At 65.2% G+C, this 19,186-nt stretch carries 15 protein-coding genes; 4 read left to right on the plus strand and 11 right to left on the minus strand.

Features of this window, described 5'->3' with window-relative positions; all coding sequences use genetic code 11:
* Positions 1 to 2: 2 nt before the first annotated feature.
* The 9 genes from FAZ97_RS20775 to FAZ97_RS20815 all read right to left on the minus strand — a co-directional run bounded on the left by FAZ97_RS20775 (position 3) and on the right by FAZ97_RS20815 (position 11,712).
* Positions 3 to 1,223, minus strand: coding sequence for a glycosyltransferase family 4 protein (locus FAZ97_RS20775; RefSeq protein WP_158760294.1), 1,221 nt, complete (start codon positions 1,221 to 1,223; stop codon positions 3 to 5).
* The gene (locus tag FAZ97_RS20780) at positions 1,220 to 2,629 is read right to left on the minus strand and encodes a glucose-6-phosphate isomerase (protein WP_407671880.1); all 1,410 of its coding nucleotides are present in this window, start codon (positions 2,627 to 2,629) and stop codon (positions 1,220 to 1,222) included. Before FAZ97_RS20780 ends, FAZ97_RS20775 begins: the two co-directional genes overlap by 4 nt.
* A gap of 86 nt (positions 2,630 to 2,715) precedes the next feature.
* Complete coding sequence (locus tag FAZ97_RS20785; protein WP_158760296.1) at positions 2,716 to 3,861, minus strand: glycosyltransferase; 1,146 nt, start codon at positions 3,859 to 3,861, stop codon at positions 2,716 to 2,718.
* Positions 3,862 to 3,895: 34 nt separating this feature from the next.
* Entirely contained in the window at positions 3,896 to 4,822 is a 927-nt protein-coding gene (locus FAZ97_RS20790) for a glycosyltransferase family 2 protein (RefSeq protein WP_158760297.1), read from the minus strand.
* Positions 4,823 to 4,862: 40 nt separating this feature from the next.
* Positions 4,863 to 7,109 (minus strand): polysaccharide biosynthesis tyrosine autokinase, encoded by a 2,247-nt coding sequence (locus FAZ97_RS20795; RefSeq protein WP_158761019.1) that lies wholly within the window; start codon positions 7,107 to 7,109, stop codon positions 4,863 to 4,865.
* A gap of 58 nt (positions 7,110 to 7,167) precedes the next feature.
* Entirely contained in the window at positions 7,168 to 8,343 is a 1,176-nt protein-coding gene (locus FAZ97_RS20800) for a polysaccharide biosynthesis/export family protein (RefSeq protein WP_158760298.1), read from the minus strand.
* Positions 8,340 to 8,789, minus strand: a complete 450-nt coding sequence (locus tag FAZ97_RS20805; RefSeq protein WP_158760299.1) for an arsenate reductase/protein-tyrosine-phosphatase family protein — start codon at positions 8,787 to 8,789, stop codon at positions 8,340 to 8,342. The genes FAZ97_RS20800 and FAZ97_RS20805 overlap by 4 nt, the downstream gene beginning before the upstream one ends.
* 50 nt (positions 8,790 to 8,839) lie before the next feature.
* Complete coding sequence (locus FAZ97_RS20810) at positions 8,840 to 10,255, minus strand: UDP-glucose dehydrogenase family protein (RefSeq protein WP_158760300.1); 1,416 nt, start codon at positions 10,253 to 10,255, stop codon at positions 8,840 to 8,842.
* Between the two features lie 77 nt (positions 10,256 to 10,332).
* Positions 10,333 to 11,712 (minus strand): undecaprenyl-phosphate glucose phosphotransferase, encoded by a 1,380-nt coding sequence (locus FAZ97_RS20815; RefSeq protein ID WP_158760301.1) that lies wholly within the window; start codon positions 11,710 to 11,712, stop codon positions 10,333 to 10,335.
* A 497-nt stretch (positions 11,713 to 12,209) separates the two neighbouring features.
* Here FAZ97_RS20815 and FAZ97_RS20820 point away from each other — a divergent pair, with 497 nt between their 5' ends.
* A complete protein-coding gene (locus FAZ97_RS20820) occupies positions 12,210 to 13,730 on the plus strand; it encodes a mannose-1-phosphate guanylyltransferase/mannose-6-phosphate isomerase (RefSeq protein ID WP_158760302.1) in 1,521 nt (506 codons plus the stop codon).
* Positions 13,731 to 13,789: 59 nt separating this feature from the next.
* On the opposite strand, the gene FAZ97_RS20825 is transcribed toward FAZ97_RS20820, so the two are convergent.
* Complete coding sequence (locus FAZ97_RS20825; RefSeq protein ID WP_158760303.1) at positions 13,790 to 15,061, minus strand: transposase; 1,272 nt, start codon at positions 15,059 to 15,061, stop codon at positions 13,790 to 13,792.
* A 733-nt stretch (positions 15,062 to 15,794) separates the two neighbouring features.
* Here FAZ97_RS20825 and FAZ97_RS20830 point away from each other — a divergent pair.
* On the plus strand, positions 15,795 to 16,238 hold the full coding sequence (locus FAZ97_RS20830; protein ID WP_158761020.1) for a DUF2501 domain-containing protein: 444 nt from the start codon (positions 15,795 to 15,797) through the stop codon (positions 16,236 to 16,238).
* A gap of 137 nt (positions 16,239 to 16,375) precedes the next feature.
* Positions 16,376 to 16,861 (plus strand): hypothetical protein, encoded by a 486-nt coding sequence (locus tag FAZ97_RS20835; protein ID WP_233271717.1) that lies wholly within the window; start codon positions 16,376 to 16,378, stop codon positions 16,859 to 16,861.
* 4 nt (positions 16,862 to 16,865) lie between these two features.
* Here the strand turns inward: FAZ97_RS20835 and FAZ97_RS20840 are convergent, their stop codons facing one another.
* The gene (locus tag FAZ97_RS20840; protein WP_158760304.1) at positions 16,866 to 17,468 is read right to left on the minus strand and encodes a DUF4337 domain-containing protein; all 603 of its coding nucleotides are present in this window, start codon (positions 17,466 to 17,468) and stop codon (positions 16,866 to 16,868) included.
* A 420-nt stretch (positions 17,469 to 17,888) separates the two neighbouring features.
* Between FAZ97_RS20840 and FAZ97_RS20845 the strand changes: the two genes are divergently transcribed.
* Positions 17,889 to 19,100, plus strand: coding sequence for a helix-turn-helix transcriptional regulator (locus FAZ97_RS20845; protein WP_158760305.1), 1,212 nt, complete (start codon positions 17,889 to 17,891; stop codon positions 19,098 to 19,100).
* The last annotated feature ends 86 nt before the right edge of the window (positions 19,101 to 19,186 follow it).

The following is a 19,186-nucleotide window of genomic DNA, read 5'->3' on the forward strand; positions in this document are numbered from 1 at the left end:
ATTCAGGGGGTTTCTGCGCGCTGGAGCGGTTGACCGCCCGGCAGCGTCGCAGCGGCGAACGCGGGTTCTTCGCGGCGCACGGCCTCGCTCGCGTCGCCGGCCAGTTGCCGGTAGAGCGCGATGTACTGCGCGGCCATGCGCGCCCAGCCGAACTGCGTGGCAAGCTCCGCCGCAGCCGCGCCCATTGCGAGGCGGCGCGGCGTGTCGGTGGCGAGCGTTCTCACGGCGTTGGCGAGTGCTGGCGCATCATCGGGGTCTTCGAGCACGATGCCGCACTCCGGCGTGATGATTTCCGCGCCGCCCGCCGTGCGCGCTGTCACCACGGGCAAACCCGCCGCCATCGCTTCGAGTAGTGACAGGCTCATTGCTTCGTAGCGCGAAGGAAATACATAGGTATCCACGGAGCGCATGAGCGTGGGCATCTCGCGCACGAGGCCGAGAAAATGCACGCGCGACTCGATGCCCAGTTCGCGCGCGAGATCGGGATACGGGCTGCCCGGCAGGTAGCCGGCAACGGCCAGATGCACGTTGCCGGGCATCTGTTTGAGCGCGTGCAGCACCGTGCCGAGATTCTTGCGCGGCGTGCGCAGGTCGCCCACGAAGAGCAGCAGGAACGCGTCGGCAGGCAGCGAGAACTTTGCGCGGTCGGCGCTCGCGGCGGAGAAGCCGCGCGTGTCCACGCCGTTGTAGATCACGTCGAGCCGCTCCACGGGATTGCCGCCCGACGCGCGGATTTCATCGGCCACCTTGCGGGAGACGGCGGCGATCACGCGCGAGCGCCGGTACGCCCAGCGCTCCAGCACCGCATTGGCGCGCGTGTACACGAACTGGTAAGCAGACCACACGCCGCGCGTGAGACCGAACGGGTAATACTTGCTGCGCGCCCAGCCGCCATGCACGAAGTGCGCGGTGTTGACATCGGCGTGCGCCCAGGTGATGAAGCCGTTCACATGAAGCACGTCATAGGCGCGGCGGTTGCGGCGCAGCCACAGCGCGCTCTTCAGCGCGAACACCTGCTGGCGCAGCAGGTTGGTGGGCCACGTGCGCGAGGGTTGCACGTTCACCCACTTCACCTTCGGGTGGGCAAGCAGTTCGGGCGCGACATGCGAGGCGACCAGCGTCACCTCGAACCCTTCGTCGAGCGCGGCGCGCGCGATTTCATGATTGACGCGGCCCTGGCCGTCATTGTGGCGCACGACATGCGTGACGATTGCGACTCTCAATCGGAGACCTCCGTGGTGCGGACATTGGCCTGGCGTTGCAGCTTCGTCCAATGTCCCGCGCTGAGAATGGAAAACACGCTCGAAAAGAGCAGCAGGCCGCCGGTGCCCACGAGCGAGTTGGTGAAGACGAGCATGGCGAAGATCGAGATCGCGAGGCTCAGGCACGCGCAAACGTAGCGGTCCTCAGGCATACGAAGCGACACGCGCACCGCGCGCACGAGCAGCCACAGCACGCCCGACATGTAGAGCAGCGTGCCGGGCCAGCCGAGCACGAACGGAATGTTCATGACGCCGCTGTCGAAGCTGCCGTACTGGCCGAGCTGGCCGTTATTGCTGGAGAGCTTCGTCGATGCGCCGGTGGCGCCGAGGCCCTCGCCCGTCACGTCGGTGAAGGCTTTCTTCGCGAAGTCGGCATAGAACTGGTTGCGCGCCTCGTAGCTCTGATCGTCTTTCAGGTTCACGAGCGTATTCAGGCGTTGCTGCATGCGGTCCGCCACAGGGCCGAACGTGAGCAGCGGCACGCACACGCCCGCCAGCACGATCGCGCTCACAATGATGCGAATGCGCACCTTGTTGCTCGACTTCATCAACTGGATGACCATCGCGATCGCCCAGCCGCCCCAGGTGGAGCGCACGAGCGAGAGCGCGAACGAGAAGAAGCCGAACGCCGCCGCGACCCAGCGCACGCGATGCTGCGCGGCCATCACGAAGACCATTGCGCCCATCATCGCGAATGCGAACGGGCCCGACGAATTCATCGTGCTGAACACGCGCACGCCGAGCGGCACGGGGTCGCCCTGCGAGTTCATGTCCGAGCCGATCATCCACATGGCGTCCCACGGCGGCATGATGAAGAACTGCACGAGACCATACGCGCCCATCACGAGCATGCCGTAGATGAAGGTGTTGATGATGGTCTTGCTGCACTCGGGATACTGGCGCGTGAGCACCATGATGTGAAAGCCGATCAGGAACGGATAGATCCAGTTGGCAAGGTCATAGACGGCGGCGGCCGGGCCGCTGCCCACCACGCCCACCGCGAACCCATAACCGATGCCGAGCAGCGCGAGCAGCAGCGGCAGGCCGCGCCGCTGCCCGAGGATCGGGTAGTAGCGCAGCAGCGAAATGCCGCTGATCATCGTCACGGCGAGCGGCGCGACCTGAATGAGGCTCGTGGGCGTGAAGCCACCCTTGCCGTAGTCGGCCAGACGCCGCACTTCCGGGCTCAGGAACCACAGCCACCACATGAAGCCGATATAGCGCACCGGGTTCACGAAGTAGAGCCAGAAGCCCACCGCGATCGACAGCACGGGAAACGCGAGGGTGAGCACCGTGCCCTGGTGCGCGCCGATCAGCAGCACCGTGAACAGCCACAGGGCGAGCGGCGGCAGCGTATCGCGGCCCATCAGGCCGCGCAGGCCGCCACGGCGGGTGCGTTGCGGACCCGACTGCTGCGGCGCCGGTGCGGGGATAGCGGTCGTGACATCCATGATCACATCCCGCGCGCGGCGACGCCCCGGCCTTGGGGTTCGCCCGAAATCGATCCGCCGTTGAGCGCGTCGCGCTCGTGCAGCATCTCGCGCGTAAGCTGCGCGTGCTGGCGCGCGAAGTGCTGCGTCGTGAGATCGCGCGTGCGCAACTGCTCGCAGGCTTCGCGCGCCTGTTCGAGCGCACGCGCCGGATCGGCCACCAGTGCATTCGCGGCGTCGCGCAATTGCTGGGCGTTAAACGGCTCGACATAGGACGCGGCCTTGTCGTCGAAGTAGTCTTCGAGCGCGCCGACCTTCGTCGCGATCATCGGCTTGCCGAGCGCCGCGGCTTCGAGCATCACTGTGATGCCCGAAGCGTGCGTGTTGGGTCGCAGCGGCACGACGATAATGTCCGCCCAGTCATAGAGCGCGTGCTGCTGCTTGATGCCCGAAACGCGCACGATTTCGACGTTATCGGCGCGCGCCGATGCCGGCATGCGCCGCCGCGTGGCGATGCGCACCTGGTAGCGCGCATCGTTGCCGAGCGCGCTGACGAGCGTGGTCCAGTCGCGGTCGCGGTCGTTGCCGATCGCGGCCACGCGCACCGGCGTATGCGGCTTCCACTGCGCAGGCGGACGCAGCGGAAAGTCGTTGGTATTGAGCCCATACAGCACGTGGCGCGCCTCGCGCCCGAAATACTCGCCGCACAGCGCGGCGTTCTCGCTCGCGAGCGTGGTGAGCAAATCTGCACGCTTCAGCAAGCGCTTGTAGATCGCGCGACGCAGCGCGCCATAGCCCGGCCAGCGGTCGAGCAGCCACACGCTCTGCGCGAGCAGCAGCGGGCGCTCGCCGCCCCTCTTCGCGTTCATCAGCAGCACCAGCGCCACGGCCAGATGCTCCTGCTCGGTGTGCGTCCAGATGATGTCGGACTGCAGAATGGCGCGGCGATTGCGCCATGCGTGAATGAAGTCGAAACCGAACGCCGCCTTCAAGCCGCGCCGCATGAAGCGCATGGGCGTGCTCTCATTCGCGTCCTGCGCGTAATTGAGCGCGAATTCCGCCGATTCCGCGTGATGGTAGCCATACAGGCTGCCGATATTCTCGCCTTTGCGATAGCGGCGCGGATCGGCGCCATAGAAAAGGTGGACGTGGACTTGCGTACCGCTCATTCGGGGTCCTCCGTATAGTCGTTGGCCGCGCCGCTCAAACGAGCGCGCGGCGCGCCTCTCGTGCGCCGCCGCGCACCGCGCGCCAGCGTGCGAACGCCGCGCCCGCGGAATCGCCGCGCACGGCGCTCAGGCCCGTATGCACGAGGCCCGGATACACGCGCGTACCGACGAGCGCGTACCACCACCAGGCGGTTTCGCGGCGCAGCGGCGTGAGATGGCCGAGCAGGATCAGATGCAGGTTGTAGGCGGCGTTGCGGATCGAGGCGAGCGTCTGCGCGTTGCGCGGATCTTCGCCCGGGCGCGGCGCGGGGTAATGGTCCACAGCCACGAGCGGGTCGTACACGAGCTTCCAGCCCGCGCGCTTCACGCTCATGCTGAACGCCATGTCGTTATGCGTTTGCGCGCCGGTGCCGCGCAGGCGCCGGTCGAAACGCCGGTCGCCGATCGCCGCGCGGCGATAGCTCATGTTGGCGCCCTTGAGCAGATCGACTTCGCGCGCGCCGCCCGCGCCCAGATGATGGTTGCCGACGATGCGACCCGAGCGCTGCAGCTTGCCCACGAGCGTACGTTCGCCGTCGATCATGCGGCCGCCTTCGTGCACCCAGTCGCGGCCGCCGAGCGCGCCGAGCTTCGGGTCGGACTCGAAGGCTGCCGCGATGCGTGCAACCCAGTCGGCGCGCGGCGCGGCGTCGTCGTCGGTGATGGCGATCACGTCGCCCGTCGCGGCCTCGATGCCGCGATTGAGCGCCGCCACCTGCCCCGGCTCCTCGACAATCGCCACTTCCACGTTGAGCACGCGCGGCGTGACGTGCTCGGCGAGGCACGCGTGCGTGGCCTCGTCGTCGGCGCGCGCCACCACCACGATTTCGTCGGGCGCGCGCTGTTGGCGCAGGAGCGCCGAAAGACAGCGCGACAGATCGTCAGGACGCCGATACGTCGGCACGAGCACGGTCACTTTCATCGCGTGTTCTCCTTTGCTGTGCGGGATAGGTGGGTAGACGTCATGCGCTCAGATACTCGCGCACGTTCGCGTAGCCATAGCCATAGTTGCCGCGCGTGCGCGCCGGCACGCCGTTGAACACGCCGCCCTGCACGCGTACGCCGGCATTGCGCAGACGCTTGAGCGCCTCGGCGAGTTCGCCTTCGGTGTGAAGACCTGAGCGCAGCACGAGGAACGTCGAGCCCGCATGTCCGCCGATGATGGCGGCGTCGGTGACGGCGAGCACCGGCGGCGTGTCGATGAGCAGCACGTCGTAGCGGTTCGACAGGCCTTCGAGGTACTGGCCAAGACGCGGCGACATCAACAGCTCGGACGGGTTGGGCGGACGACGGCCGCACGAGATGAAGTGCAGGTTGTCCACCTCGGTCGCACGAATGGCCTCGTCCAGCGCAATCTGCCCCGAAAGCAGCTCGGAGAAGCCGTTTTCCTGCGGGCCGCCCAGATGGCGTTCGAGCGCGCCGCGGCGCATGTCGCCGTCGATCATCAGCACGCGCTTGCCCGAATGCGCGAGCAGCACGGCGAGGTTCGCGGTCAGAAAGCTCTTGCCGACGCCCGGCACCGAACCGGTCAGCATGACCACGCGATTGCGCGCGTCCATGACGCTGAACTGCAGCGAGGTGCGCAGGCTGCGCAGGCTTTCGACCGTGAGGTCCTTGGGGCGCGCGTTGGCGAGCACTTCGCTCAGGCGCGAGCCGCCACGCACCGGGCCGCGCTTTTCGAGCGCCAGCTGCTCCGCCGAAAGCGGCACGAGGCCGTACACGGGCAGCTGGAACGAGCGCTCGATCTGGTCCGGATCGACAATGCCCTTGAACATGTTGCGGCGCATGAGCACGAAGCCCGTGCCGAGAATGACGCCGAGCAGCGACGCCGCCGAAACGATCAGCAGCTTCTTCGGCTTCGAGGGGCTGCCGGGGCGCAGGGCCGGGTCGATGATATGCACGTTGCCGCCCGTACCCACGCGCTGCACCGAAAGCTCCTGAATGCGGTTGAGCAGCAGCACGTAGATGTCCTCAGCCACCTTCGCGTCGCGCTGCAGTTGCACGGCCTTCACTTCCGTGGCCGGCAGGTCGCGGAACTTCGTGTCGTACTTCGCGCGCTCGCCCTGCAGTTGCGCGAGCTGCTGGCGCGCCGCGATCAGCACCGGGTGCTGGTCGCCAAAGCGCTGTTGCAGCGAGGCGATCTGCAGTTGCAGCGCCGAAATTTGCTGCTCGTATTGCACGCTGCCGTCGAGATAGATCTTCGCTTCGTCGCTCGCGTTGATCGAACCCGACTTGCTCTGGTACGCCGTGAGCGCCGCTTCGGCATTTTCGAGGTCACCCTTCAGGCGCGGCTGTTCGCTGCGCAGGAAGTCGAGCATCTTGCTCGCGTCGGCCTGCTTGGTCGCCACGTGTTCGCGCAGGTACGACTGCGCCACCGCGTTGGCAATCGCCGCCGCGTGCTCGGGGTCGTTGTCTTCGAGCGAGATGTCGATCACGCCCGTTTGCTTGCCCTGCTCCTGCACCTGGATCGCGTTCTGGAAGCCGCTGATCGCGTCCAGATCGTTCAGGCGCACGACCTTGAAACGCGTGCCCGGACGCGCCACGAGCCTGCTCACGAGCAGCTTCACGCCGCCGCCCTGCTCGACCTGGCCAACCGTGCCTTCGAGCAGACGCGCGCCGTCCGGCGTCGAGATCACGTAGCGGTCGTTGTCGAGCGCGGTGAGCGTGAGCTTCTTGCCTTCGAGCTCAGGCGTGACCTCGACCGAGTCGATGTTGATGACCTCGCCGCCCCACGCGTAGCTGCCGAGCCAGTTGCTGAGCCCGAACCACGGACGCGCGGGCGTGCCCGGCGTCGCGAGGCGCGCGGAAAGGCTGCCGATCAAGGGCAGCATGACCGGCGTGACGGTGGTGTTCAGCTTGAACTGCTTGACCACCGGCTCGACCACGCTGCGGCTCTTGATCATCTGGATCTCGGCGTCGGTAGGCAAACTGCCCGCCGACGATCCGGAGCTGATGTTCGCGCCGGTTTGCGTTTGCGTGAGGGCCTGCGACGTGTAGTCGGAAGGCTCCACGCGAACCTGGGTGTCGGCCGTATAGACCGGCTTGGCGATAAAGCAGTAGAACACGGCCATGGCGATCACCGCCGCCGCGATCGCGATGAGCCAGCCGATATCGTCGATGATGACGCGCAGCAACTGGCCGAGGACGACGTCCTCTTCCTCGGTGCGGGCCGCCGGGGCCGCCTGGCTATTGGCTTGTATGGTCACGATTCAATCCCGTTGTTTAGGTGTTGCTCCTGCGTCTTCCCCGCAAGCGCTTTAATCACGCTTACTTCGCGATCTGCTTCAGATAGAAGACGGTCTGGATGGTCGGCAGCACCTGCTGCAACACACGGTTGAAGGTCGTCGAAGCGGCCGTGCCCACGTACACCACATCCAGCGGCTTGAGCTGGAATTGCGACGAAAGCATGATCGCGTCGGGCTTGGTCATGTCGAGACGGTAGATCTCGGGCTGCGTCGGGTTGTCCTTCATGCCGCGCATGACAAAAATCTGGCGCGGGTTCGCGTCGGTATCGAGAATGCCGCCCGCCTGGGTGAGCGCGTCGGCGATCGTGAGGTTGCCGCGGATGAGGCTCGTCTGCGTCGGCGTCTTCACTTCGCCCATGACAAATATTCTGCTATCCGAACGATCCGGAATATTGATGACGTCGCCGTCCTGCAGCATCACGTCCTGGGTCGTGTCGCCGCCGTCGAGCATGCGGTTCGCGTCGAGCGTGTACAGCTTGCCGCCGCGCGTGAGGCGCACCCGGTTGATGTCGGCGTTGTCGGTCGTGCCGCCCGAGCGCGTAATGGCGTCGACGAGCGTGAGCGGCACGTCGCTCATGGAGAGCGGGCCGGGCGTCTTCACGTCGCCCGTGACCTGCACCTTCTGGCTGCGATACGCGAGCACGCGCACGTCCACCTGCGGGTTCTTCACGTAGGGCCCGAGTCCCGCCGCGAGCTGCTCGCGCAACTGCGAGGGCGTCTTGCCCGCCGCCATCACGCGGCCCACGAACGGAAAGAAGATCGTGCCGTCCTTCGACACGGTCTGCCCGTAGGGGTCGGACTGCCCCGAGAGCGCGTTGGTATAAGGCTGCGTGAGCGCCTGGCCCACGGTCTGCGTGGTGTTGCCGCCCGTGGAGAACGTCGAGCCTTGCGGCGTCGAAAGTTCGGGGTGGTCGAACACGGTCACGCCGAGAATGTCCTGCGGCGCGATGTGATAAACGTAGTCGGCGGCGTTGGCGAACCTCGAGGGCGGCAGCGGTGCTTTCGGCGCGTTGGCGGCCGCCTGCGCCTGCTGCAGCACGACTTGCTGCGTGATCAGTTGCACGTTGAACTGCTGCTGCGGCTGGTTGTTCGGCGCTTCTTTCAGGCTCGACGTGTCGAGATAGTTGCCGGGCGCCGTTGCGCACGCGGAAACGAAGACGCTCAACGCGACCACCGCCGTCAGTTTCAGTTTTGTCATTGGCATATTCGGCTCAACCATCCCTTAACCATACGATCCATCAATTCAAGACTCTGGCGATACGCGGACTCGTGGAGCCCATGCGGATCGCTGACATCAGAGTTTTCCCAGTTACCGAGCGCGTACACCTTGCCGCGCGCGGTGGGTTCGATGCGCTCGACCGCGGCGACCTGGCGGCGCTCGGTCACGAGCACGAGGTCGGCCGAGCGCACGAGGCGGCTCGTGAGGCGGCGCGACTGATGCTCGCCCACCTTCATGCCGCGTTCGGCAAGGAGCCACTGCATCACGGGGTCCATGTCGTCGCCGTCGCGCGCACGCAGGCCCGCCGATTGAAACGATTCCACTCGCGAGCCTTGCTGTTCGCGCAAACGCTCGCGAAAAAGCTGCTCGGCCGCCGGCGAGCGGCAGACGTTGGCGTGGCAAACGATGAGCACGTTCTTGATCATGGTCGCGTGACTCCCTTCCTTGACATGCGCGATGCGTGGCCCGGCAGCGCTCAGGCCAGCGCCTGCGTCGCGGCGGTTTCGGCGCGCGCGCGGCTTGCCTGCGTCGCGCTCGCGCGGCCCACGGCGTGGTACTCGATGCCGAGTTCCTGCAGCGCGGACGGCTCGTAGAGATTGCGGCCGTCGAACACGATCGGCATCTTCAGTTGCTGCTTGAGCGTTTCGAAATCGGGCGCCTTGAAGACTTTCCATTCCGTTGCGATCACAACGGCATCGGCGTCGCTCGCGGCTTCCATCGCATCGCTCACGAACGACAGCCGCGCCTGATGTTCCGGCGCGTGCGCGAGGTCGAGCGCAAGAACGCGCTGCGCCTCGGCGGTCGCAACCGGGTCATAAGCCTTGACCGTGGCGCCGCGTGCGAGCAGTTCGGCGATGAGCGTGCGGCTCGGCGCCTCGCGCATGTCGTCGGTGTTCGGCTTGAACGCGAGACCCCAGACGCCGAACGCGCGGCCCGTGAGGTCGGAGCCGAAGCGCGTGACGATCTTCTGTGCGAGCACCTGCTTCTGCGCTTCATTGACGGACTCCACGGCGCGCAGGATCTGCAGCGGCTCGCCGAAATCCTCGGCCGTGCGCATGAGCGCCTTCACATCTTTCGGGAAGCACGAGCCGCCATAGCCGCAGCCCGCGTAGAGGAAGTCGTAGCCAATGCGCGGGTCCGAGCCCACGCCGCGGCGCACGGCCTCGATATCGGCGCCCACGCGGTCGGCCAGGTTCGCGAGTTCGTTCATGAACGAAATGCGCGTGGCGAGCATGGCGTTGGCCGCGTACTTGGTGAATTCGGCCGAATGCACGTCCATGTAGAGCGTGCGCTCGTGATTGCGGTTGAACGGTGCGTAGAGCCGCTTCATGACCTCTTTCGCGCGCTCGCCGGGCACGTCGTCGTTGCAGCCGAGCACGATGCGGTCCGGCCGCGCGAAGTCGTCGACTGCCGCGCCTTCCTTCAGGAATTCGGGGTTCGAGACCACCGAGAACATGTGGCTCTCGCCGCGCTTGCGCAACTCGGAGGCGATCGCGTCGTGCACGAGCGCGGCCGTGCCCACCGGCACCGTGGACTTGTCCACCACCACCTTGAAACCCGCCATGTGACGGCCGATATTGCGCGCGGCCGCCAGCACGTATTGCAGATCGGCCGAGCCGTCTTCGTCGGGCGGCGTGCCCACGGCGATGAACTGCACGTCGCCGTGCGCGACCGCCGCTTCCACGTCGGTCGAGAACTTGAGCCGGCGCGCGCGCACGTTGCGCTCGATGATTTCCTTCAGGCCCGGCTCGTGAATCGGCACGACGCCTTGATTGAGCAAGTCGATCTTGCGCTGGTCCACGTCGAGACAGAACACGTCGTTGCCGATGTCGGCAAGACAAGCGCCCGTCACGAGACCCACATAACCGCTGCCAATGATCGTCAGATTCATGCCCACCTCAAAAGTGATTGGTTCTTCCTGTCATGCGAAACGTTGCGCACTCAAGCTGTGCGCGCACTCGCTTCGCCTCAATATGCGTTCTGGCCTGCGAAGCCCTTCCACATGGTCATCGCCACGATGCGCAGGTCGAGCGCGAAGCTCCAGTGCTGCATGTAGTGCAGATCGAAGCGCACGCGGTCGCGCATCTTTTCCACGCGATCGGTTTCGCCGCGAAAGCCGTTGACCTGCGCCCAGCCGGTAATGCCGGGCTTGATGCGGTAGCGCGCCATGTAGCCGCGCACGAGGTCCTTGTAGATGTCGTCGTGCGCCAGCGCATGCGGGCGCGGCCCCACCACCGACATCTCGCCCTTGAGCACGTTGATGAATTGCGGCAGCTCGTCGAGGCTCGTACGGCGCAGGAACGCGCCCACGCGCGTCACGCGCGGATCGTTGCGGCGCGCCTGGGTGATCTGGCCCGCGACTTCCGCATGGACCTTCATCGAGCGGAACTTGTAGATCTCGAACTCGTTGCCATCCAGCCCCTTGCGGCGCTGCTTGAAAAACACCGGGCCCTTCGACGTGAGCTTCACGGCGAGCGAAATCACGCCGAGCAGCGGCGCGAGCGCGACCAGCACGCCGCCCGCGAACACGATGTCGAACACGCGCTTGGGCAGCACGCTCAGGTCCGTGACCGGCGAAGCCGCGAGATTGATGGCCGGCACGCCGAGCAGATCGACCACGGGCTGGCTGAAGAACGAGAGGCTGCGCACGTCCGGAATGAAGCGGATGTTCACGAAGTCGTTGCGCATGGCCGTGACGATGCGATGGATCGTGCGCTCCTTGGTGATCGGCAAGGCGAGCCACAGCTCGCGCACTTCGTTCTCGCGCACGAACTCGAGCAAGGCCTGGAGGTTGCGCTCCACGGGCACGCCGTCGAGCGCGGCGGCGCCGTCCGCGTCGCTGTCCTCGTCGAATACGATCGCCGGATGAAAACCCGCTTCCGGGTGAAAGCGCATGTGCTCGATCAGGAAGCGCCCATAGCGCGGGCCGCCCACCACGGCCACTGCCTTCTGGTTGTAGCCCTCGCGGCGAATGCCACGCAGCACCATGTGCACGAGCGCCTTCGAAACGATCAGCAGCGCGACCGATGCCACGACCCAGTACGCGAGCCACAGGCGCGAGAGCGAATCGGCGCGGTGCAGGCTGAAGCTCAGCAGGATGCCCGTGCCCTCCACGGCGAGCCAGGCCACGCACACGCGGGCAAACAGCGCGTACAGCGACTTGCCGCGCCACGACTTGTAGATGCCGAAGGCCGGGAACATCCAGATCGCGAGCACGCAGTTGAACGCGAGCGCCACGCTTTCCGCGTCGGTGAGCGGCACGAGCTGACCACGGTGCAAGGCGGCCGCGAGCAACGCTCCAGCGGCAATGGCGGCAACGTCGAATATTCTGGCTAGAACGCTGAGCATGTCCGGCACCTCGGGTTAAAAAAATGAATCGCGACCACGCACAGCATGCCGTGGCCGTTCTCTTCAAAAGTTTCTGGGACAGCGTCGCCGCAAAAAACGCTTGGCGCCGCTAATTCTGATCCGAATAAACCCTAATAAGGCGCGATAAAAATTCCGCCCGCAAGCCTCAAAAGTATCTCCAATTGTTTCGTCCCTTTCGGGTCATTTTTTTGTGATTTTTGTCGGCAAAGATTGCCGCAATCCACGTCGACTCTGGCGCTTCCTCGCGCTCATTTCGGCAGATTTTTCCTGTCAGGACGCCCGATTACGGGTTTCGACAAGAAATTTCACTAGCCACCATCCAATTTTTAATTGAATTTTTTATCGATATTCGAATGCAATGACCATGCGATTTAAATTTAATTCGAATATTTTCCGTTTTCTTCTTTACGACTCTATTTATGACGATTTTAAGCATGCTACAAATCGCATCACCGATACCTTTACAGGAGAGCGAGATGACGGATACGGGTTCCGCTACGGCATCGGCAGAAGCGTCCCAGACGCGTGCCGAAACGCGCAGTGCATTGCAGGTATGCCCTGTGGTGCTTGCGGGCGGCGCGGGCTCGCGGTTGTGGCCACTGTCGCGCGAGCAATATCCGAAGCAGATGATCAACCTCGTGGGCGAGCAGTCGCTGCTTGCCAACACCGCGGGCCGCCTCGATGCGCTCGCCGAGCGCGTGACGCTCGCGGAGGACTTGCTGATCGTCTGCAATGAAGAACATCGATTCACCACCGCCGACCAGGTTCGCGCGGCAGGCAAGCGTGCGCGCCTGATTCTCGAGCCCGTGGGCCGCGATACGGCGCCCGCGCTCACCATCGCCGCCATGTCGGTGGTCGCCTCGCACGAAGACGGCATTCTCGTGGTGATGCCGGCCGACCATGCGCTCGCCGACCTCGAAGCGTTCCAGAACGCCGTGGCCGAAGGCGTGCGTCATGCGGCGAACGGCCAGGTCGTGACGATGGGCATCGTGCCCACGCATCCCGAAGTGGGCTATGGCTACATTCACGTGGGCGAACCGCTCGCGAACGCTGAACCGAATGGCGCGCGGCGTCTGAACGGCTTCGTCGAAAAGCCGTATTTCGAACTGGCGCAGCAATACGTCGCTTCGCAGCGCTACTGGTGGAACAGCGGCATTTTCATCGTGCGTGCATCGACCTGGCTCAAGGCCATTCGCCATTTCCATCCGGCCATCTACGCCGCATGCGCGGAATCGATCGAGCACGGCAAGGCCGACGGCGACTTCTTCCGCGTGGATAGCGAAGCGTTCGCGCGTTCGCCTTCGAACTCGATCGACTATGCCGTGATGGAACCGCTCGCCGGCGACCCGTCGGTGGCAAGCGGCGTGGTCGTGCCGCTCACCGCAGGCTGGACCGACCTCGGTTCATGGGACACCGTCTGGCAAGTTTCGCCGAAGGACGACGAAGGCAACGTCGCGCACGGCCGCGTGATGTTCGAAGGCGCGACCGATACTTTCGCGCATTCGGACGGACGGCTCGTGGCCTGTCTCGGCACGAAGGACCTCGTGGTCGTCGAGACCCCCGACGCCCTCCTCGTCGCCGACCGCTCGCGCGCCCAGGACGTCAAGAAGATCGTGCAACGCCTGAAGCAGGAACGCCGCACGGAAGCCGTGGCGCACCGCCTCGTGCATCGTCCGTGGGGTCACTACGACAGCGTGGACAGCGGCGAGCGCTTCCAGGTCAAGCGAATCGTGGTCGAACCGGGCGCACGCCTCTCGCTGCAGATGCATCACCATCGTGCCGAGCATTGGGTCGTCGTACGCGGCACGGCGCTCGTCACGCGCGGCGAAGAACGCTTCATCGTTTCGGAAAACGAGTCAGCGTATATCCCGCTGGGCGTGTCGCATCGACTGGAAAATCCGGGCAAGATGCCGCTCGAGATCATCGAGGTGCAGTCGGGCTCGTATCTCGGTGAGGACGATATCGTGCGTCTCGACGATCAGTACGGCAGGCAGTGAAAAAAGCAGGAGAGGCAAAGCAGGCAGGCTGCGCGCACCGCGCGCGCGGCCTCGCAAGATCAACGCGAGAGCGTGCGGTAGCGCGTTGCGGTGGTGCCGGCGGTGCGTCGTTCGGCAGTGCCGGACGACGCCGGACTGGCTTCGCAAGGCTCGCTGCCCGTATGCAGCGCGCCCGTGGCGCTATAACGCTGGACCGGCGGTTGCAGCGGCGCGAGGCGCACGCTGCCCGGCACGGCCGGCGGCAACGCGCGTGCGGCAGCGGGATTCGACGGGTCGCCACGCGTCACGCCTGCGCTTTGGGCGCTGGCGTGCGGTGCGGCATTCGACAACGTATTCTGCGAGCCGTTCTGGTTCTGTGCAGCGCCCTTCGAAGCGGTGTGCCTCGCGAGATGCGAGCCCGGCCACGAAACGCCGGACGCGGACTCGGCCACGCCTTCGCGATCGAGCCATTCACGCGCCCAGTCGAAGGCGAAATTGCGCGCGGATTCGCGATCCTGGAACGGCGGCCCGATCAGGCCCGAGCGCTCGATGCGCTTGCCATCCTTGAGAATTTCCACGGCCCCGCGGAACATGCGGTTGCGCACGGGCTGAACGGTCAGGCTCATCGTATAGCCGCGCCATTCAGCCACCTGCACCACGCCGCCCGCCGGGTGTGCAACGCGATGTGACGCGTCGCGCGGCATCGCGCGAGTCGCAACAGGCTTGCTCACGCGCGAAGGCGAAAACGGTGCGAACGGCGCATCGGCCTGCGAACGCGTCGCACTCGCAACGGTCGTTGCGCTCGCGGCTGCTTTCGTTGCCGTCGTTGCCGTCATTGCGCCAGACACGACAGGCGCATCGATCGAAGCAGGCAAAGCCGGCTCGACGCCGGCCAGCTGACGCATCATGCTTTCCATGGGATCGGCCAGCGGTGCGTCGGCGAGCGCGGCGGGCGCCTGCCAGGCTTCGGGGCTCTTCCAGAACACGGCCGGCTGGCCGTCGTCCTCGGCGACTTCCTCGACGGCGACTGCAACGGGTTGCGTATCGGCCTGCGCAGGCTGGGGCACATAAACGAACTTGCGGCCGCGCTGCGAAAGCAGCTCGACCACTTCGATCAGCGTGCCGCTGCCGTGCCATTCCTCGAAACGACGGCGGCAGGTGGGCCCGGACGGATAACGCGCGGGCAGGCGCGACCACGACTCACCGGTGGTGAGAATCCAGAGGACGGCATTGGCCACGACGCGCGGCTCGGCGCGAGGGCGGCCGCGCCGGTTGAGTCTGATAGGAGGTTCATCTGACACGAGCGAGGACACCTGCATCCACTCGTCGTCGCTCAGTTCTTCGAAATTCATGCGTGTTCTCCACGCAGCCGGACCGGGGCTGCTGTGACGGAGCATCGGCTCGCGGATCTCGTTGCCCGCGTTGGCTCTAGCTCGGTTGCACCATATGCTTATATGACGTGTTCATTTGCGTCGCGACGCGCACTCTGGCAGTGCGTTCTTTCACTGTATTGACGCAATAAACGTGGTCTCACTCGTGCAAGGGAGAATTTGTGCAGGAAGCATACCACCTGAAACCAGCCGATGAGGAGGGCCGTAATAAGTGTTACGGTTAGAAACAATCTCCAGCTTGAATCGTCGGGAATATCGCCAGAAAAGGCCTGTAAACGTGGTGTTTTACAGCGTCGATACAGTTGTAACAGGTTCATTCGTTGCGTCGTCGTCGCGTGGTCCTTGCCCTACACGATTCCGAGGGCATGCATACCACTTGAGACACCCCCCGCTTCGGACACGCCTCGGACACCCCACTTCGCTGCTGCGCCGTTATCGTTGTGCCCGCAACAAATGACATGCCGATGAAATCATCCGATGCATCATGAAACGGTCACGGCGGGACCCATCGTGCCAGGCACGGGTTGCACCGCCGCTGACCGAACGCTCGTGCGGCGTCACGTAGCGAAGCCGCACAAACGAATCCGTCTATAGTAAGGACGCACTGAACCACCACGGAGATTCGTGTATGCAAACCTCTGTTCCGGGCGTCGCCACGCCGCGCATCCCCACGCCGCGCATCGCCACGGCGTTGATGGCCACCCTGACTCTGGCGCTGCTCGCCCCCTGGGGCGCCGCGCAGGCGCAACTCGGCAACCTGCTCAACCAGGGCGGCGCCGGCGGTGCCAATAGCGGCGGTTCGGCACAGGGTGCGCTGGGCAATCTGGGCGGCCTTGGCAGCTCGCTTTCCGCGCCCTCGCTCACCTCGAACAGTCTCGGCAATGTCACCGGCGTGCTGCAGTACTGCATCAAGAACAATTACCTGAATGCCGACGCCGCGAGCAACGTGAAGGACTCGCTGCTCAGCAAGCTGCCCGGCGGCGCCAACACGACGGATAGCGGCTACACCCAGGGCACGAGCGGCATCCTCACGGCCGGCAATGGGCAGAAGCTCGACCTCTCGGGCAGCGGCCTCAAGGAGCAGGCCACGAAGCAGGTCTGCGACAAGATCCTGAGCCAGGCGAAATCGATGCTCTAACGGCCCCCGAAACACGCATACGGATGTGCGCGGGCGCACGCCTCGCGCAATTTATGTGCCGTAAGCTTTGAACACGAACGAAGTCTGGGTGTCGAACAAAGTCATCCGGTCTTCTCTCGGCATTGCTGCTCGTAGCTATGACCAAGCGCCAAACTTCCGTGATATTCGCGTTCCCGGCTATTGCGCGGCGGGGCGCGCTTGGCGGCCTTGCCGCTTTTGCCGCCCTGATCGCGCCGCTGGTCGCGCATGCGCAATCCAGCACGCGCGACCAGCAGTTCGACTGCAAGTCCGATCCCCACACGTTCATTTCGACGCTGATCGACGATAAATCGATCGACCCCGAACCGAGCCGCGTCGAAGCGAATTCAGTCAACGCGTTCAGCCCCGTGCAGGGCACCCGCCTGAGCGCGTTTGGCTTTCCGATCTACGTGGTGCTCGGCTACGACCGCGACGACACGCTCTTCAAGCGCGGCGCGGGCAAGGAGATCAGCTCGCCGCTTTATGGCGTCGTCGTCTCCGCGCCCGCGGAGAAGGTGCGCTCGCGCGTGCGCGAAGCCAACAGCGACGCCACTGTGCAATCGGTCGTGCCCATGCTGCTCACGGCGATCGTGTGCGGCGGCTGAGCGCTCAGCCGCCGAAGAACGCCAATGCACCGAGACCCACGCCGACGATGGCCACGCCCACCGACGTATTGAGCAGCCAGCGGCGCCGCGTCAGCAGCGTGATTGCCGTGAGCGCGATCGAGATCTGAATGAGCGTCGTGGCCTGCGCCCAGCGATGATGGCCGTGCAGCACCTGCTCGCTTAGCGCATCGTCCTGCTCGACGATTTTCTCGAGCGCTTCCGCCTTGGCGCGGATCGGCTCTTTCTGCTGGCGATAGCGGTCGGCGTCGGCGGCAAAGCGCTTTTGCGCGGCGTCCGAATTCGGCGCGAGCGCGGAGAGTTGCGCGCCTAGTTCCGCCAGATTCTGCTTCTCGCCTTTCGCCTGATAGTAGGCCCATTGATTCGCGGCTTCGGTCTTGCGAATCGCCGCTTCGTTCTTGTAATAGAGCGCCTGGTTCTCGCTGTTGCCGCTCTGGTAGGCAAAGATCGCTCCAATGGACGCGAGGATCGCCGTCATCACCGCCATGCGGCCCGGGAACGCGTCGCCCTCTCCGTGCCCGCCATGGCCCGCCGCGGCGTGTTCGACCGCGTGGTCGTGCGGCCCATGCACTTCGTACTCTTCAGACATCCAAAGACTCTCCGCTTTATCTGACTTTCACCGATTCGTCGTCCTGCCGCCGTTCGTTCTCGCGGCTCCCGCGACGGCACGCGCCGCCTTTTCCCCGTGCGACGCGCCCCTTATGGGACGCTCAATTATCGTGAGCGCGGCGCGCTTGTCCAGTACCCGAAATGCATCGGATGTAACGAAACCCGAAATGTCTTCCGACGAAAGCAAATCGTAGGCTTTATCGTCTATTCATTCAGAACAGGTACCCCGGGATGTTGCAGCGCATCCCCTCCCGCCTGCCGTTTGCAAACGTGGATTGACGCCTCAGTTTGTCCCCTCGCGCCGCTGGCGTCGTTGCAGTGCCACATGGCCCTCTATGCGACGCCGCAAGGCATGCCCTGAGGCCTTCTGCCGTTAATAAATTCCAGCCTGGAGACCGTCATGGGGCCCACTGCGGCCGCACACGCTGCGGCTATCGATACCGTTGCGCACAGCGCGCGCGTGAGGCATTGCGCGCCCGATGAAACCAGCGGCCTGATCGACGCGATCTACGACGCCGGGTTCGACGCGCAACGCTGGCCGGCTGTCTGTGCGCGCATTGCGCAGCGCATCGGCGCGCAACACGTCAATCTCACGATGCTGCCGCCCGAAAGCACGTTCTCGCTCGCCGAATGGGACGGCATCGACGCCTCGTTCGCCCATTCGTACGCGCAGCACTATGGCGGCTTCGATCCGATCGTGCCGCAGGCGCGCCGCTGGGCCGCCGGCACGCTCGTCACCGACACGATGATCCACCCGCAGGGAAGTCTGGAGCGCAGCGCCTTCGTGCAGGAGTGGGTGCGCCCGCAGCGCTTCTATACGGTGGCCTTCGCGAACGTACTGCGCGAAGGCGACATGGCCGCCGTGCTCGGCGCGCTGCGCCACGAAAAGCGCTTCTATAGCGAAGACGAGCTGGACGCCCTGCGCGACCTGCTGCCGCATCTGCGCAATGCATTGCGCGTGCAGCGGCACACCGCCCGTACCCTCGCCGCTTACGACAAAAGCGCGGACGCTCCCACGGACGCACTCGACGCGCTCGCGCACGGCGTCCTGATCGTCGACGCCGATGCCCACATCGTGTTCGCGAACCGCGCCGCCACGGCGCAACTCGCGCGCGCAAACGGACTGCGCACGGAGCACGCCGCGCTCAGCGCCGGCACGGCCGCCGCCACGCAGCAGTTGCGCGCGCTGATTGCGCGCGCAGCCGGACGCGACGCACGCGGCCGCACGGGCGGCGCGATGCTGATCGCCCGCCAGCGACCCGACGAACCACTCCAGGCGCTCGTATCGCCGCTAGGCGCGCATCGTCGCGCCGACTACTGCGCGCAGGCTGAGCGCGCCGGCACGGCCATGCTGATCGTGATCGATCCGCAGTCGTCGCGGCGCGGCGTGGAAACGCGCCTCGTCGCGCTGTTCGGCCTCACGCCCGCGGAAGCGCGCGTGGCCTGCGAAGTCGGCAAGGGCCTCAACCCGAAAGACGTGGCCGAGGCGCTGCAAGTTCTGCCCTCGACCGTGCGCACGCATCTGCATCACGTGTTCGCGAAAACAACCACGCGCCGCCAGGCCGAGCTCATGCGCTTGATCGCGCAGCTTGCGATTGCGCGCGGCGATTGAGTCATGTTCCGGGTGCCATAAAAGAAACGGCCCGCGCAACACACGTTCGATGAACGCGGATTGCGCGGGCCGCAGCGCGGCACGAC

Source organism: Paraburkholderia acidiphila, from assembly GCF_009789655.1.
Taxonomy (GTDB): domain Bacteria; phylum Pseudomonadota; class Gammaproteobacteria; order Burkholderiales; family Burkholderiaceae; genus Paraburkholderia; species Paraburkholderia acidiphila.